Here is a 17,052-nt window from a genome sequence, read left to right on the forward strand (position 1 = left end):
CCCCCCCCCCCCCCCCCCCCCCCCCCCCCCCCCCCCCCCCCCCCCCCCCCCCCCCCAGCTCCCACATTTTTAACCGCGTTTCGATAGTGGATCAGTCGAAAGTGATGCCCTGTGCCAGCGGCAACTCCAGCGAGTAGTTCACGGTGTTGGTCTGGCGACGCATGTAGCCGCGCCATGCATCCGAACCCGATTCACGCCCGCCACCGGTTTCTTTCTCACCCCCAAACGCGCCGCCGATTTCCGCGCCGCTCGGGCCGATGTTGACGTTGGCGATGCCGCAGTCGCTGCCCACCGCCGACATGAACTGCTCGGCCTCACGCACGTCGGTGGTGAAGATGCACGACGACAGGCCTTGAGGCACGGCGTTGTTCAGACGCAGGGCTTCAGGAAAATCCTTGTAGCCGATCACATAGAGGATTGGCGCGAACGTCTCGGTGCACACCACGTCGCTCTGCTCGGGCATTTCCACGATGGCCGGCGACACGTAGTAGGCGTTGGGGAATTTGTCTTCCAGCTGGCGCTTGCCGCCAAACACCTTACCGCCTTCGCTCAAGGCTTGCTCCAGGGCGTCCTGCATGTTGTCGAAGCCGTGCTTGTCGATCAGCGGGCCGATCAGGTTGCCTTCCAGTGGGTGGCCGATGCGCACTTTGGAATAAGCGGCCTTGAGGCGGGTAACGATCTCTTCTTTCACCGACTCATGGGCGATCAGGCGACGCAGGGTGGTGCAGCGCTGGCCAGCCGTACCGACGGCGCTGAACAGGATGGCGCGCACGGCCATGTCCAGGTCGGCGCTTGGGCCGAGGATCATGGCGTTGTTGCCGCCCAGCTCAAGGATGCTGCGAGCAAAGCGCGCGGCGACTTTGGGGGCCACTTCACGGCCCATGCGGGTGCTGCCTGTGGCGCTGATCAAGGCCACGCGCGGGTCATCCACCAGCGCGGCGCCGGCATCGCGGCCGCCGATGATGACTTGGCTGAGGTACTGCGGGGCATCGTTGAAATTCTTCAGCACGCGCTCGAACAGCGCCTGGCAGGCCAGGGCGGTGAGCGGGGTCTTTTCCGAGGGTTTCCAGATCACCGCGTTGCCGCAGACCAGGGCCAGGGTGGTGTTCCATGCCCACACGGCCACCGGGAAGTTGAACGCACTGATCACACCGACCACACCCAGCGGGTGCCAGGTTTCACGCATGTGGTGGCCCGGGCGCTCGGAGGCGATGGTCAAGCCGTACAGCTGACGCGACAGGCCGACGGCGAAGTCGCAGATGTCGATCATTTCCTGCACTTCACCCAGGCCTTCCTGGGTGATCTTGCCGGCTTCCCAGGACACCAGCTCACCCAGGTCGGCCTTGTATTCGCGCAACACGTCACCGAACTGACGCACCAGCTCGCCGCGACGCGGTGCTGGCACTTTGCGCCAGGCCTCGAATGCATGCTCGGCGCGACTGACCTGCTGCTCCACCTCGGCGGCACCTTCCCAGTGCACGCTGCCGATGCGGCTGCCATCAATCGGCGAATGCACGGGCTGTTTGCCCGCCTGGTACAGCGCCGGGTTCACCCCGAGACGATCAAGCAATGCGGCAACCATGGGTCACTCCTTCAATCTCAAACAGAAAATTCGCGCCGCGGCACACACGGCGATCCAGACCTTATTTGTAGCTGGCCCAAGACTTGCCAACAAACGACGATTAGGCGAGATATCATTCCGTTTATTCATGCAAAGCATAAAAAGAGGCACGCCGTGCTGAACAAAAGACATTTGCCCTCGATCACCGCCCTGCAGTGCTTCGAAGCCGCCACCCGCCACTTGAGCTTCACCCGCGCCGCCGAGGAGCTGAACCTCACTCAGAGCGCGGTGAGCAAGCAAGTGGCCCAGCTTGAAGAACTCTTGCAGCACCTGCTGTTCCGCCGCGTGCGCCGGCGCCTGCAGATGACCCCGGCGGGTGACCTGTACCTGGTGGAAGTGCGCAAGATTCTGACGCAGGTAGAGATGTCCACTCACTACCTGCGCTCTTATGGTGGTGAGACCGAAGTGCTGCGGGTGTCCACGCCCTACACCTTCGGCGCACGCTGGCTGGTGCCGCGCCTCAAGGGCTGGCGGCTGCGCCACCCGCAGATCCACCTGGACCTGTGCAACGAGCAGGAGCCCGATGAGCTGCTGCAAGGCAAGGCCGACATGGCCTTCTACTTTGGCCAGGGTTCACGGCCCGGCACCGAGAGCCTGAAGCTGTTCAGCGAAGAGCTGGTGCCGGTGTGCGCACCAGAAAGCCTGCCGACGCGGCCTTTTACTGACCCCACGCAATTGAGTGATCTGGTGCTGCTGCAAAATGCCTCGCGGCCACAGGGCTGGCACGACTGGTTCGCCAGCCAGGGCTACCAGACCGAGCACAGTTATCACGGGCCGCGTTTCGACACTTTTTATATGTGCATTCGTGCCGCGCAGGTGGGTTGTGGCGTGGCGTTGTTACCGCGGTTTCTGGTGGAGGAGGAACTGGCGGACGGCAAGTTGGTGATTCCCTGGCAGCATGCAATGCCGAGCCAGGATGCGTATTACCTGGCGTACCCAGAGCATTCGGCGGAGGTGCCCAAGGTGAGGGAGTTTGTGAAGTGGATGATGGAGCAGGTGATTTAGTGCCTGGAATATCGCCATCGCAGGCAAGCCAGCTCCCACATTTGGAATGCATTTCATCTGTGGGAGCTGGCTTGCCTGCGATGAGGCCAGTGGCTGCACTGAAAAAATCACTGGCAAAACCCCACAGGTCTATGCGCCACTAGCGCCATTCCTTAATTGTGCGTAAAGGCCGGCGCCCATCGCCGACCCGTCTGGAGATTCCCGTTATGAGCGAGAGTGTGTTTGCCGATCGCATCGTGCAGAACCTGCTCGACACCGACTTCTACAAGCTGACCATGATGCAGGCGGTGCTGCACAACTACCCGAACGTGGAAGTTGAATGGGAGTTTCGTTGCCGTAACAGTGAAGACCTGCGCCCGTACCTGGCGGAGATCCGTTACCAGATCGAGCGCCTCGCCGAGTTGAGCCTGAGCCCCGACCAGTTGGGTTTCCTGGAACGCATCAGCTTCATGAAGCCGGATTTTTTGCGTTTTCTCGGGCTGTTCCGCTTCAACCTGCGTTACGTGCAGACCGGCATCGAGAACGGCGAATTATTCATTCGCCTGCGCGGGCCATGGCTGCATGTGATCCTGTTTGAAGTGCCGATGCTGGCCATCGTCAGCGAAGTGCGTAACCGCTACCGCTACCAGACCGTGATCCTTGAACAGGCCCGCGAGCAGCTGTATCGCAAGTTCGATTGGCTTACCGCCAATGCCAGCAGCGAAGAGCTGTCCGAGTTGCAGGTGGCCGACTTCGGCACCCGCCGCCGCTTCTCGTACCGCGTGCAGGAAGAAGTGGTCAATGTGCTCAAGCATGACTTCCCCGGGCGTTTTGTCGGCACCAGCAACGTGCACCTGGCCCGCGAGCTCAACATGAAACCCCTGGGCACCATGGCCCACGAGTGGATCATGGCCCACCAGCAACTCGGCCCGCGCCTGATCGACAGCCAGATCGCCGCCCTCGATTGCTGGGTGCGTGAATACCGTGGCCTGCTGGGCATCGCCCTGACCGATTGCATCACCACCGACGCGTTCCTGGGCGATTTCGATCTGTACTTCGCCAAGCTGTTCGACGGCCTGCGCCACGACTCCGGCGACCCGGTGCAATGGGCCGAAAAAGCCATCGCCCATTACCACAAGCTCGGCATCGAGCCGATGAGCAAGACCCTGGTGTTCTCCGACAGCCTGTCGCTGCCCAAGGCTCTGGAAATATTCCGGGCGCTGCGCGGTCGCATCAATGTGAGCTTCGGCATCGGCACCAACCTGACCTGCGACATCCCGGGTGTGGAGCCGATGAGCATCGTGCTTAAAATGACCGCCTGCAATGGCCAGCCCGTCGCGAAGATCTCCGATGAAGCGGGCAAGACCCACTGCACCGATCCGAATTTTGTCGCCTATTTGCGACACGTTTTCAAAGTACCTGCCCTTTCCAGCAAGGAGTGAATCATGCAAGCCGTACAGCGTGAGATTGCGCAGCAGCTCAAGGTTCAAGCACCGTTCAACGACCAGGCCGCCCTTGAGGCTGAGGTTTCCCGCCGCATCACTTTCATCCAGGATTGCTTGCGCAATTCCGGGCTCAAGACCCTGGTGCTGGGCATCAGCGGCGGCGTGGATTCCCTGACCGCAGGCCTCCTGGCCCAGCGCGCGATGAAAGAACTGCGCGAAAGCACGGGCGATACAGCCTACCGCTTTATCGCGGTGCGCCTGCCCTACGAAACCCAGTTCGATGAAATCGATGCCACGGCGTCAGTGGACTTTATCAAGCCCGACGAACGCCACACCGTGAACATCGGCCCGGCGGTGAAGGCGCTGGCCAATGAAGTGGCGGCGTTTGAAGGCAAGGCGGCGGTGTCCCGTGATTTCGTGCTGGGCAACACCAAGGCGCGCATGCGCATGGTGGCGCAGTACACCATCGCAGGTGCAGCGGGTGGGTTGGTGATTGGTACCGACCATGCGGCGGAAGCGGTGATGGGCTTTTTCACCAAGTTCGGCGATGGCGCGTGCGACCTGGCGCCGTTGAGCGGGTTGGTGAAGAACCAGGTGCGAGCCATTGCACGGCATTTTGGCGCGCCGGAATCACTGGTCGAGAAAGTGCCGACGGCGGATTTGGAAGACCTGTCGCCGGGCAAGCCGGACGAAGCGTCACATGGCGTGACCTACGCCGAGATCGATGCGTTCCTGCACGGTGAGCCCGTGCGTGAGGAAGCGTTCAAGATTATCTGCGATACCTACCGCAAGACGGAGCACAAGCGGGTCATACCGTTTGCGCCGTGAGGTGAGACAGGTAGTTTTGTATTGATTATTTGATCGCCATCGCAGGCAAGCCAGCTCCCACAGTTGACCGAGTTCCAACATGAGAATGCGGTTGAATGTGGGAGCTGGCTTGCCTGCGATGAACGATGACGCGGTCTTACTTAACCACCACCGTGCCTTTCATCATCGAGATGTGGCCCGGGAACGAGCAGAAGAACGCGTAGTCAGTGCCCGCCTTCAGCTTGGACACATCAAAGCTCACCGAATCTTTCTCGCCAGCACCGATGATCTTGGTGTGGGCGATGATGCGTGCGTCGCCTTCCTTCAGGTAGTTCTTGTCGATGCCTGCGGCCATGCCGTCGGTGGCTACCGGCTGCATGTCGGCGGCCGAGGTCAGGACCCAGTTATGGCCCATGACGTTTTTCGGCAAGCTGCCCGAGTGCTCCAGGTTCACGGTGAAGGTCTTGCAGCTCTTGTCGATGGTGATTTCTTTGGTGTTGAACGACATCTGGTCGGTGGAGTCGACGGTGACCGCGCACTCTGCAGCAAGCAACTGGCCGCTCGCCAGAGTCAGCAGGGAAACAGCAACGAGTTTGGCAAACATGTGAATCTCCAAGGCAGGGTTTAAAAAACGCGTATTGCGACAAGGGTGCCTGAAGCAGGCAGGAATTCTTATGATCTGCATCAACAGATTGTATACAACTTTAGGCTATCAGACTGATCAACACAATCTACCAGCCAAAGTGCAACGACCTGCCTATGATCGGGCCATCACCCACTGGAGCCCGAGCCATGCACCTCAACCAACTGTTCAACGGCCTGCTGGCCGCCTACGCCTGCGGTAAGTGAAGGCCAAGCGCGCTGCTAAGCTGCTACCATGGCAGCCCAAGGCAGCCCAAGGCAGCTGCGCGCCGCCACCCTCACCTTCGACCCTAGAGGATCGCCCATGGCCAAACCTAATTACTCCTTCGCCAAACGTCAGAGAGACTTGGCCAAGGAGCAGAAGAAAGAGGAAAAACTGCAACGCAAGAAAGCCGCTGCAGAAGAAGAGGCCAATGGTCTGACCGCCGAAGTTGATGGTGAAGAAACGAACGACGAGACCGAAACACCAAAAGATCCTGCTGAATAATTGATTGTTCCCACGCAGAGTGTGGGAATGATCGCTCATGTGGGAGCCGGGCTTGCCCGCGATGCAGGCGACTCGGTGTATCCGTCAGATCGAGTAGCGGCCATCGCAGGCAAGCCAGCTCCCACACACGCTAGCCTGTCAGGCTCTATTCCAGTGGCATCACCGTCACCCGTACTTCGGGGTCATGGTTCCCTCCCCCCAGGATCACCCCGCGCAACGGCGACACATCCGAGAAGTCCCGGCCCCAGGCCAGGGTGATGTGTTCCAGCGCCGGCTGAACGTTGTTCGTCGGATCAAAATCCACCCAGCCTGACACCGGGCAATACACCGAGACCCACGCGTGGGACGCATCGGCGCCGATCAGCCGTGGCTGGCCGGGCGGTGGCTGGGTGAGCAGGTAGCCACTGATGTAACGCGCCGCCAGGCCCCGTGAACGCAGGCACGCGAGCATCAGGTGGGCAAAGTCCTGGCACACACCACGCCGGCGCTCCAGCACTTCCACCAGCGGCGTGGCGACCTGGGTGGCTTCGGCATCAAAGGTGAATTCGCCGAAGATCTTTTCCATCAGTGCCTGCACGCCCAGTAACAGCGGGCGGCCGGCCGGGAAGCAGCTCTCGGAGAATTCGACGAAGTTCTTTTTCAGGTGCACGTAGGGCGACTCGAAGCGAAAACGGCACGCTTCGATCAACGCCTCGGACATCGGCTGGCTGCCGTAGGTGAGGCTGTCGCGGGTCTGTTCCCAGGCCGGCGATAACTGGAAGTCCAGCGCCGGGCGCGCCAGCACTTCCACGGTCAAGCCGGCGTTGACCAGCAACTCATCATGGGGCCGCTCAAACGCCAGGCGGGTGATCGGGTTGCCAAACACATCCAGCTCATCACGGCGCGACGACGGCTGTGGGCTGATGTCCAGCTGTTGCGAGCTGCAACGCTGCCAGGCACAGGGCCGTGGCCAGAGGTGCGCCAACTGCTGGGCCAGGGACACCGGACTGTCGTAGTGATAGTGGGTATCGTGGAAAATCTGGTAGCGCGCACTCATCACACCGACACCGTTTGCTGGCTGACATCATCCACATGGGCAAAATGGCGCAACGCCAAACGATCCGACACTTGCCCACTCTCATCGGCCACCGCTTGCAGCAGGTCGGCCAGGCCGTCCAGTGCGGCACGCACGCTGGACTCGCCAAACAACGGGTTCTCCAGGCAGCCCAGGTCGAAACGCGCCAGGCGCTCCACCAACGGGCCCAGGCCGGTTTCCCGGGGCACGCCGAAATCATCATTGAGCCGCCGCAACGTACGGCTGACCAACTTGAGCTGGAACAACACCGCATGGGGGTTCTGCTCGTCCAGCAACAACAGGTCGAGCACCGGGATCAACTGCGGCACCGCCAGGTAGCGCGAGCGGTAAGTGATGCTGCTGTTGCCCAGTTCCAGCAACCACTCAAGCCCCGCCTGGTCGAACACCGCCACGCCGCGCAGGAACGCCGCCAGGCTGCTGCTCAAAAACTGCAGGCGCTCGATGCGCCGGCCCATCATCAGGAAGCGCCAGCCTTCGTCACGGGTCATGTCGTCCAGGGCAAACCCGGACAGCGCCGCCAGGGACATCACCAGACGGTTGAGGAAATCCAGCAACTCGCCAAAGTCCGGGGTGTCGCTTTCCAGCTCCAGCGCTTCGCGCTGCAGCTCGACCAACGCCTGCCAGTTCTCCCGGGACAGCTTGCCGCGCACCTGGGACGCCGCCCACTGCAAGCGCTGCAGGTTGGCGCGCAGGCTCGACGGCCAGTCATCACCGAGCAAGGCCGCCTGCAGGCGCTCGGGCAACTCGCCCTCGTCCGGCAGCAGGCGCAGGGTCTCGCCCAACTCCACCGCCGCCTGCAACGCCAGTGGATCATCGCCGTCCACATAGCGCGCCAGCACGATTCGCAGCCAGCGCGCGCTGTCATCGCAACGCTCGCAATAGCGGCCAAACCAGAACAGGTTTTCCACCACTCGCGACGGCAGATAGGGGTCGCGGCGCACCAGATCATGGGCACCGATGGCGCGCTGGGCACGCCAGTGTTCGCCACCGGCAGCCCGTTCGCCGAGCACCCAGGTGTCCTTGCTGGCGCCACCGCGCTGCATCGACACCACTTCGGCGTCGGCCTCGGCGGCCACACGGGTCAGGCCACCGGGCAGCACCCGGTAACCCTCGTCGCTGGCCACGGCGTACACGCGCATGCCGATGGCGCGGTGTTGCAGGTGGTCATCCACGGTGTGCCACACCGGCGCCTGGGACAGCTGTGCCAGTTCCTGGGCGACATAGGCATAAGGCCGCGCCCGCATGCGATCGGCCAGGGCCTGGCGCTGTTCGTCGTTCAAGTCACGACCAAACACCGGGGCAAAGCTTTGAGACGGAAAGGCCGGCTTGATCAGCAACTCCGGCAGCTTTTCCAGCGCTTCGGCCAGCACCGGTGCTTCGCCACACCACCAGGTGGCGATGGACGGCAGTATCAACTCTTCGCCAAACAGGTAGTGGTTGATCTTCGGCAGGAAGCCCAGCAGGCCGGGGGATTCCAGCACGCCGCTGCCCAAGGCGTTGGCCACCAACACGTTGCCCTGGCGCACCGCGTCGAGCAGGCCGGGCACGCCCAGGGCCGAGTCGGTGCGCAGTTCCAGCGGGTCGCAGAAATCGTCGTCCAGGCGCCGCATGATCGCGTGCACCCGGCGCAGGCCGCTGAGGGTCTTGAGGAACACGGTACTGTCGCGCACGGTGAGGTCGCCGCCCTCCACCAGCGGGTAGCCGAGCTGCCGGGCGAGGTAGAGGTGTTCGAAATAGCTTTCGTTGAACCGCCCGGGTGTAAGCAGCACGATCAACGGCGGCTGATCATCACCCGGCGCCTGGCGGGCCAGGGTTTCCTGTAGCGTGCGGAAGAACCCGGTGAGGTGCTGCACCTGCAAATCGCGGTAGAGGTCCGGGAACGCACGGGACACGATGGTGCGGTTTTCCAACGCATAGCCGGCACCCGACGGCGCCTGGGTACGGTCGGCCGTGACCCACCAGCGACCGTCGGGCGTGCGTGCCAGGTCCACCGCGTACAGGTGCAGGAACGCGCCGTCGGGGGGCTGGATGCCCTGGCACGGCCACAGGAAATTGTTGTGTCCGAACACCAGCTCGGCGGGCAGCAGGCCTTCCTTGATCAAACGTTGCGGGCCATACAGGTCGGCCAGCACCGCATTGAGCAGGCGCGCACGCTGGGCGATACCGGCCGACAGCTGCTGCCATTCATCGGCGGCCAACACATGGGGCAACAAGTCCAGCTCCCAGGGGCGGTCGGCGCCCTTGGGGTCGGCGTAGACGTTGTAGGTCACGCCGTTTTCCTGGATCTGCCGGGTCAGCAGCGCCTGGCGCTGGGCCAACTGCGCGGGCGTGCTGCGTTGCAGGTGGTCGAGCAGGCGCTGCCAATGAGCGCGCACCTGGCCACTGTCATCCAGCAGTTCGTGATAAGTGCCCGCGGTCAGCGGGTAACGGTCGAGCAAGTCAGACATGGAACGCTCGGCAGAGGCAAGGGGGCTCAGTTTAATTCAAATCCACCGCAATCTACCGTAGGAGCCGGCTTGCCGGCGATCGCGTTGGTTCAGGCAACCTAGCGGGTGGCTGGTACACCGCCATCGCCGGCAAGCCGGCTCCTACAGGGGGATTGGGTTTAGTCATTTTTAGGGGGAAAACGCCGCAGATCGAGGGTCATTGGCAACTCATCGTTGATCACCAGGGCGGGCACCGGTTGTTTCCCGGGGGTGTGCCCCAAGCGGAAAAACCGCGCCATGCGTCGGCTCTCCGCTTCGTTGGCATTCACCGGCAGGCTGTCGTAATTGCGCCCACCCGGATGCGCCACGTGATACTGGCAGCCCCCCAGCGAACGTTGCATCCAGGTGTCGAGCACGTCGAACACCAACGGCGCATGCACCGGGATAGTCGGTTGCAGGCAGTTGGCCGGTTGCCAGGCGCGATAGCGTACGCCGGCGACGAACTCACCCACCCGACCGGTGGCGTGCAGCGGCACCGGGACGCCGTTGCAGGTCAGCAGGTAGCGTTGCGGCGCCAGCCCGGTGAGCTTGACTTGCAGGCGCTCCAGGGATGAATCCACGTAGCGCACCGTACCCCCCACCGCGCCCTCCTCACCCAGCACATGCCAAGGTTCCAGGGCCTGGCGCAGCTCCAGTTCGATCCCGCTGACGGCGTAGTCGCCGACCTTGGGAAAGCGGAACTCCAGGTGCGCCGCAAACCATTCGGCACGCAGTGGGTAGCCTGCGGCGTTGAGTTCGACGATCACGTCGGCAAAGTCTTGCTCGATAAAATGTGGCAGCAAGAAACGGTCATGCAGCTCTGTGCCCCAGCGCGCCAGCTTCGGCGGCGCATAGGGTTCACGCCAGAAACGTGCGACCAAGGCACGCAGCAGCAACTGCTGGGTCAGGCTCATGCGTGCATGGGGCGGCATTTCAAAGGCGCGCAGCTCCAGCAGGCCCAGGCGGCCGGTGGCGCCATCCGGCGAGTAGAGTTTGTCGATGCAGAATTCGGCGCGATGGGTGTTGCCCGTCACGTCGATCAGCAGGTTGCGCAGCAGGCGGTCCACCAACCACGGCGGGCAGTCCTCACCGGGCGCAGGCATTTGCGCGAAGGCGATCTCCAGCTCATACAGCGCATCGTTACGGGCTTCATCCACCCGAGGTGCCTGGGACGTCGGGCCGATAAACAGGCCGGAAAACAGGTACGACAAAGAGGGATGGTTATGCCAATAACTGATCAAGCTGCGCAGCAGATCGGGCCGACGCAAAAACGGTGAATCCTTCGGCGTGGCACCGCCCAGCACGAAGTGGTTGCCGCCACCGGTACCGGTGTGGCGCCCGTCAATCATGAATTTTTCCGTGGTAAGGCGGGTTTGCCGCGCCTCTTCGTAGAGAAATTCGGTGCGTTCCACCAACTCGTCCCATGTTGCGGACGGCTGCACATTCACTTCGATCACACCCGGGTCAGGGGTCACACGAAAGTTGCTCAGGCGCGTATCGGCCGGTGGCTCGTAGCCTTCCAGCAGCACCGGGCAATGCAGTTCTTCGGCCGTGGCCTCGATGGCGGCCACCAGCTCAAGGTAATCCTCGACCCGCTCCAGAGGCGGCATGAACAGGTACAAGCGCCCTGCTCGTGCTTCGGCGCACAACGCGGTGCGGGTCAGCCAGTCGGCGGACTGGTCCACCTTCGGTACGCGCTCATCACTCGGCGCGGGCTCGTCGTGCGTTTGCAGTTGGGCCGTGGTCGGCAGCTCTGGCAGATCCTGATTGGGGTCGGTGGGATGCACGAACGGGTATTCGGCCGCCGTCACCCACGGCTGCGAGGCCAACGGCAGGCGATAGCCCAGCGGCGAGTCACCTGGCACCAGGCGGCAATGATTGTCCCGCAGGTACCAGCGACCACTCTGCCAGCGGTCGTTGGCTGCCGTGCGCGCCAGCGGCAGCACTTGGCCGATGACTTTATCCAGGCCCTGGCTGAACACGTTGCGCAGGCGTTCGCGCTCCAAATCGTCGCTCAGGCGTGGGTCCTGGGCGGTGACGTTTTGCGGCAACGCACCTTCGCGCCACAGGTAGTAGAAGTTGTCTTCATAGGCCGGGAACACAAAGCGCGCCGGCAGCTTCAGGCGCTCGGCCACGCTGGCCAGGAAGCGCCCGGCCATCTCGCCATCGGCGCCGTAGTCCTCTTGTTCATCGGCAATCAGCGCGCTGTTGTGCCAGATCGGCACACCGTCGCGGCGCCAGTAGCAGTTGAGCGACCAGCGCGGCAATTGCTCGCCGGGGTACCACTTGCCTTGGCCAAAGTGCACCAGGCCTTTGGGTGCGTAATGCTTGCGCATGCGCTGGAACAACTCGGCAGACAAGCGTCGCTTGTCTGGCCCGAGGGCGGCGGTGTTCCACTCGGCGCCGTCGGGGTCATCAATGGACACGAAGGTCGGCTCGCCGCCCATGGTCAGGCGCACATCGTCCTTGAGCAGGTCGCCGTCGATCTGCCGACCCAGCGCTTGAATCGCCAGCCATTGTTCTTCGGTGTAGGGCTTGGTGACGCGCGGCGCCTCCCAAATCCGCTCAACCGACATCTCGTGGGTGAATTCGCACTCGCAAGGTTCCACCAACCCACTGATCGGCGCGGCAGACGAGGGATCAGGACTACAGGCCAATGGGATATGACCTTCACCGGCGAACAGGCCCGAGGTGGCATCCAGGCCGATCCAGCCGGCACCGGGCAAATACACCTCACACCAGGCGTGCAGGTCGGTGAAGTCCACTTCCGTGCCGGAAGGGCCGTCGAGGGCTTTGACGTCGGCGGTGAGCTGGATCAGGTAACCCGAGACAAACCGCGCCGCCAGCCCCAGGTTGCGCAGGATCTGCACCAGCAGCCACGCCGAATCACGGCAGGAACCGGAGGCGTTCTCCAGGGTGAATTCCGGAGTTTGCACGCCCGGTTCCATGCGGATCAGGTAGCCAATATCCGCGGCCAGGCGCTGGTTGAGGCCCACCAGGAAATCCACCGCCGGCAAAGGCGTACGGTCGATACCCGCCAGGTACTGCGCGAATTTCGGCGTCAGCGGGAGGGTTTCCAGGTACGGCGCCAGCTCACGTTGCTCATCGGCGGCGTAGCTGAAGGGGATTTTTTCGGCGTAGGGCTCCAGGAAAAAGTCGAACGGGTTGAACACCGCCATTTCGGCAACCAGGTCGACTTCGATGCGCAGCTCATCGGTCTTTTCCGGGAACACCAGGCGCGCCAAGTAGTTGCCTTGGGGGTCTTGCTGCCAATTGATGAAATGCTGCTCGGGCAGAACTTTCAGTGCATAGGACAGAATCCGCGTGCGGCTATGGGCGGCCGGGCGCAACCGCACGATCTGTGGGCCGAGTTCGACAGCGCGGTCATAGCGGTAATGCGTAACGTGGTGCAACGCGACATGAATCGACACGGCGGCCTCCTGCGAGCCAGGGCATGGAAACAAAGCGCGCAAGACTTATGCCAGAGCGGCGGTCATTGCGCTTTATCGTAAGACCCGGTGCAGTACAGCACCAAAACGGCGCCGACGGGGGTGCCATGGTGCGAGGCTTGCACATATTTGTGGCGCCGGTGTGAAGGAGGAGTGGGGAATCTACCCAATCACAGGGATTTTTGGCGGGCAATCACGGCTTCACGCAGGTGACGCACTTCGCGCAGCTTCTGACGCATTTCGCGATGGCGCTGGCTGTTGAGCAGTAGCAGCCCGAGTAACGGGAACAGCAAGCCCAAGCCAAACATGAGGCGGTGCGGTTGATCACTAAAGGTTGGCAATACACCTAGAAAGCAGAGCCCCAGTAGCCCCACCAGTGGCCATACCCACTGCGGGTATCCACGGGCAATCATGAAGTTGCAATGCACAATGACCAAGGTGAGTGCTATGCCTCCCAGGAAGGAATACTTGGCGTTGTCCTCCATGGAAAGGCCGGGTAAGTAACTGTCGAAAAAATGCGGCACCGCAAACACCAAGGTAAAAATGGAGGCGAATATCGCCCCCATGAAAACCGGAAAGTAGGTCGATAGAAAGCTGCGGATACTGGGAAACTCACTCATTGCTCGGCTTCCTCATACAACCCCACCGCAATCGTGCGCACGTTCCCCGAAACCGCGCTGCCGGTGAAGCCGATGGCTGCGCCCAAGGCATCCTTGATTTGCGTCACAGTCGCGTGCTTGACCTCGGTGGGCGTGAACCGTTTTGGCAACTCGCCCGACAGTTGCTTCAACTTGATCATCTTCGATGTCAGGCGTGGGTCGTTGATACTCAATAGCTCCTTCGTGAGTTTGGCACGCTCCTGACGGTTCAAGCCACGGAGCACCTCTCTCACACTTTTCCCGGTGGTCGCCTTGTTCAGCCGGACCAGTTTGAGCGTCGCCAGTGACGATGCACCCACCCCGACCAACGAGGCGGCATCCAGCGCAATCATGGTGTATTGGTACCACTCTTCGCTGTCGAGCTGATCATTCTTGGCAGGGTTGCGGATTTCATTGACAGTGCGATAGCCGCTGGCAAAACACTGCACTGAGCTGGCTGCGGCGGCGGTGTAGCCGAGTGCCACGACCACCGAACTGGCCCCCGCCGAAAACGGAACCGCGACGGAACCACTGAGCACCACAATCCATCCGATCACCGCTCCTGCACACGACAAGGTGGTATTGACCGCTTCGCCCACTAATCGCGATTCGCGGGGGTTGTCTTGCACCTGCTGAGCGAATTGCGTCGGTGCGATGTACTTCTGCGCCTCACGCAGGATCAACCGCTTGGGCGCGATGCTGCAGATGGGTTGGAATTCGCGCAGGGTCACCACGTTAAAATCGGCGTCGATGTACACGACACCCGCGCCGACGATGGCGGGATCGGCGTCGATGGCCGCAAACAGGCGCGGTAGGTTGATCTGACTTTCAATGCGCTGGCGCGCCATGAATTGGGAGCGGTTGGAGTCCATGCCGATGGTGGCCAGGGGGTTGCCCATGAGTGTTCTTCCTTGACGGTGTTGGTGGCCGTGCTGGCCCCATCGCCGGCAAGCCGGCTCCTACAGGGGAACGCGTTCCAAACGGTGGGAGCGGGCTTGCCGGCGATGGCGATTCAATAGGCGCCACCTTAACAAACAGGCTCGCCAGCGAATAGAAAGCAAAACGCCAGCACGAGGCTGGCGTTTTGTTTATTCAGGCTGCGATCAACGCGGCACGACGGGCTTGCGCGCAGGCTTGCCGCCCTTGCCCTTCGCGGCATCGCTGCGCTCCTTGGCGGCCTGCTTATTGCGTGCCTGGGCCGCAGCCTTGGCTTGTTCGCGCTTGTCCCACGGGTTGCTGCCATCACTGCCACGCGGCGGCAGGCCGGTGTGCTGGGTGAGGATTTTGGTGGTGGTTTCCTTGGCGACCTTGTGGCTGCCAGCCGGCGTCGAGTTCTTGCGACGGGCGCTCTGGTAGCTGTCGGTGCTCGGCTGGTGCAGCGGGATCAACTGGTCCTTGCCCGGCCCGATCAGGTCGGCGCGGCCCATGCGGGTCAGCGCTTCACGCAGCATCGGCCAGCCCTTCGGGTCGTGGTAGCGCAGGAACGCCTTGTGCAGGCGGCGCTGCTCCTCGCTCTTGACGATGGTCACCGCGTCGCTCTTGTACGTGACCTTGCGCAGCGGGTTTTTGCCCGAGTGGTACATCGCAGTGGCGGTGGCCATCGGCGACGGGTAGAACGCCTGCACCTGGTCGGCACGGAAGCCGTTGCCCTTGAGCCACAGGGCCAGGTTCATCATGTCTTCGTCGGTGGTGCCCGGGTGGGCCGCGATGAAGTACGGGATCAGGTACTGCTCCTTGCCCGCTTCCTTGGTGTACTTCTCGAACATGCGCTTGAACTTGTCATAGCTGCCAATGCCCGGCTTCATCATCTGGTTGAGCGGACCTTCCTCGGTGTGTTCCGGGGCGATCTTGAGGTAGCCACCGACGTGGTGGGTGACCAGCTCTTTCACGTACTCCGGCGACTCCACGGCGAGGTCGTAGCGCAGGCCGGAGGCGATCAGAATCTTCTTCACACCCGGCAACGCACGGGCGCTGCGGTACAGCTGAATCAACGACGAATGGTCGGTGTTCAGGTTCGGGCAGATGCCCGGGAACACGCACGACGGCTTGCGGCACGCCGATTCGATTTCCGGGCTCTTGCAGGCGATGCGGTACATGTTCGCGGTCGGGCCGCCGAGGTCGGAGATCACGCCGGTGAAGCCCGGGACCTTGTCGCGGATCTCCTCGATCTCGCGAATGATCGACTCTTCGGAACGGTTCTGGATGATGCGGCCTTCGTGCTCGGTGATCGAGCAGAAGGTGCAGCCGCCGAAGCAGCCACGCATGATGTTCACCGAGAAGCGGATCATGTCGTAGGCCGGGATCTTCTCCTTGCCGTACGCCGGGTGCGGAACACGGGCGTAAGGCATGCCGAACACGTAGTCCATTTCTTCAGTGGTCATAGGAATGGGTGGTGGGTTGAACCACACATCCACCTCACCGTGCTTCTGCACCAGGGCGCGGGCGTTGCCCGGGTTGGTTTCCAGGTGCAGCACGCGGTTGGCGTGGGCATAAAGCACCGCGTCGTTGCGCACTTTCTCGACCGACGGCAGACGGATCACGGTCTTGTCGCGGGTCATCTTCGGGCTGGCCAGGATCTGCACGACCTTGGCTTCTTCCGGATCGTCCTGCGGACCTTTTTCCTGCTCGATGGCACAGGCCTGGGTGTCCTGGGTGTTCACGTACGGGTTGATGATCTTGTCGATCTTGCCCGGACGATCGATACGGGTGGAGTCCACTTCGTACCAGCCCACCGGCGTGTCACGGCGGATAAACGCGGTGCCGCGCACGTCGGTGATGTCTTCGATCTTGTGGCCCCACGACAGGCGCTGGGCAACTTCGACAATCGCGCGCTCGGCGTTGCCGTACAGCAGGATGTCGGCGGTGGCGTCGATCAGGATCGAGTTGCGCACGCGGTCCTGCCAGTAGTCGTAGTGGGCTATGCGGCGCAGCGAAGCTTCAATACCGCCGAGTACGATCGGCACGTTCTTGTAGGCTTCCTTGCAACGCTGGCTGTACACCAGGCTGGCGCGGTCCGGGCGTTTGCCGGCCATGCCGCCAGGGGTGTAGGCGTCGTCGGAACGGATTTTCTTGTCGGCGGTGTAGCGGTTGATCATCGAGTCCATGTTGCCGGCCGCGACGCCGAAGAACAGGTTCGGCTCGCCGAGCTTCATGAAGTCGTCTTTGGACTGCCAGTTCGGCTGGGCGATGATCCCGACGCGGAAGCCCTGGGACTCCAGCAGCCGGCCGATGATCGCCATGCCGAACGAGGGATGGTCAACGTAGGCATCACCGGTGACGATGATGATGTCGCAGGAATCCCAGCCAAGCTGATCCATCTCCTCCCTGCTCATGGGCAGGAATGGCGCTGGACCGAAACATTCGGCCCAGTACTTGGGATAGTCAAATAACGGCTTGGCTGTTTGCATGACGGTGACCGGTGTTGAGATGAAAAATCGCG

General features: G+C 62.2%; 12 protein-coding genes. 4 read left to right on the top strand and 8 right to left on the bottom strand.

The window, feature by feature from the left end:
* Positions 1-91: 91 nt before the first annotated feature.
* The gene (gene amaB, locus AC07OV_RS17275; RefSeq protein WP_176997111.1) at positions 92-1,582 is read right to left on the bottom strand and encodes an L-piperidine-6-carboxylate dehydrogenase; all 1,491 of its coding nucleotides are present in this window, start codon (positions 1,580-1,582) and stop codon (positions 92-94) included.
* A 153-nt stretch (positions 1,583-1,735) separates the two neighbouring features.
* Here amaB and AC07OV_RS17280 point away from each other — a divergent pair, with 153 nt between their 5' ends.
* From AC07OV_RS17280 to nadE, 3 genes are all read left to right on the top strand, one after another.
* The gene (locus tag AC07OV_RS17280; protein WP_176997112.1) at positions 1,736-2,626 is read left to right on the top strand and encodes a LysR family transcriptional regulator; all 891 of its coding nucleotides are present in this window, start codon (positions 1,736-1,738) and stop codon (positions 2,624-2,626) included.
* 206 nt (positions 2,627-2,832) lie between these two features.
* Positions 2,833-4,047, top strand: coding sequence for a nicotinate phosphoribosyltransferase (gene pncB, locus AC07OV_RS17285; protein ID WP_176997113.1), 1,215 nt, complete (start codon positions 2,833-2,835; stop codon positions 4,045-4,047).
* A 3-nt stretch (positions 4,048-4,050) separates the two neighbouring features.
* Positions 4,051-4,878 (top strand): NAD(+) synthase, encoded by an 828-nt coding sequence (gene nadE / locus AC07OV_RS17290; RefSeq protein ID WP_495092645.1) that lies wholly within the window; start codon positions 4,051-4,053, stop codon positions 4,876-4,878.
* A gap of 136 nt (positions 4,879-5,014) precedes the next feature.
* Here the strand turns inward: nadE and azu are convergent, their stop codons facing one another.
* Positions 5,015-5,461, bottom strand: a complete 447-nt coding sequence (azu, locus tag AC07OV_RS17295; RefSeq protein ID WP_176997115.1) for an azurin — start codon at positions 5,459-5,461, stop codon at positions 5,015-5,017.
* Between the two features lie 342 nt (positions 5,462-5,803).
* Between azu and AC07OV_RS17300 the strand changes: the two genes are divergently transcribed.
* Positions 5,804-5,986 (top strand): hypothetical protein, encoded by a 183-nt coding sequence (locus AC07OV_RS17300; protein ID WP_178918692.1) that lies wholly within the window; start codon positions 5,804-5,806, stop codon positions 5,984-5,986.
* A gap of 145 nt (positions 5,987-6,131) precedes the next feature.
* On the opposite strand, the gene AC07OV_RS17305 is transcribed toward AC07OV_RS17300, so the two are convergent.
* From AC07OV_RS17305 to AC07OV_RS17330, 6 genes are all read right to left on the bottom strand, one after another.
* On the bottom strand, positions 6,132-7,022 hold the full coding sequence (locus tag AC07OV_RS17305) for a transglutaminase family protein (RefSeq protein WP_494997895.1): 891 nt from the start codon (positions 7,020-7,022) through the stop codon (positions 6,132-6,134).
* Positions 7,022-9,508 carry a circularly permuted type 2 ATP-grasp protein gene (locus tag AC07OV_RS17310; RefSeq protein ID WP_176997118.1) on the bottom strand — a complete coding sequence of 829 codons (2,487 nt, stop codon included), beginning with the start codon at positions 9,506-9,508 and terminating at the stop codon, positions 7,022-7,024. The genes AC07OV_RS17305 and AC07OV_RS17310 overlap by 1 nt, the downstream gene beginning before the upstream one ends.
* A 158-nt stretch (positions 9,509-9,666) precedes the next feature.
* Positions 9,667-12,957, bottom strand: a complete 3,291-nt coding sequence (locus AC07OV_RS17315; RefSeq protein WP_495092646.1) for a transglutaminase family protein — start codon at positions 12,955-12,957, stop codon at positions 9,667-9,669.
* Positions 12,958-13,145: 188 nt separating this feature from the next.
* Positions 13,146-13,595: a hypothetical protein gene (locus AC07OV_RS17320; RefSeq protein ID WP_495092647.1), complete on the bottom strand. Its 450-nt coding sequence runs from the start codon at positions 13,593-13,595 to the stop codon at positions 13,146-13,148.
* Positions 13,592-14,512 (bottom strand): Ssp4 family T6SS effector, encoded by a 921-nt coding sequence (gene ssp4, locus AC07OV_RS17325; RefSeq protein WP_494997899.1) that lies wholly within the window; start codon positions 14,510-14,512, stop codon positions 13,592-13,594. The genes AC07OV_RS17320 and ssp4 overlap by 4 nt, the downstream gene beginning before the upstream one ends.
* Before the next feature lie 204 nt (positions 14,513-14,716).
* Complete coding sequence (locus tag AC07OV_RS17330) at positions 14,717-17,020, bottom strand: YgiQ family radical SAM protein (RefSeq protein ID WP_494997900.1); 2,304 nt, start codon at positions 17,018-17,020, stop codon at positions 14,717-14,719.
* Positions 17,021-17,052: the final 32 nt, after the last annotated feature.

The organism is Pseudomonas sp. GW821-FHT09A09 (assembly GCF_059418405.1).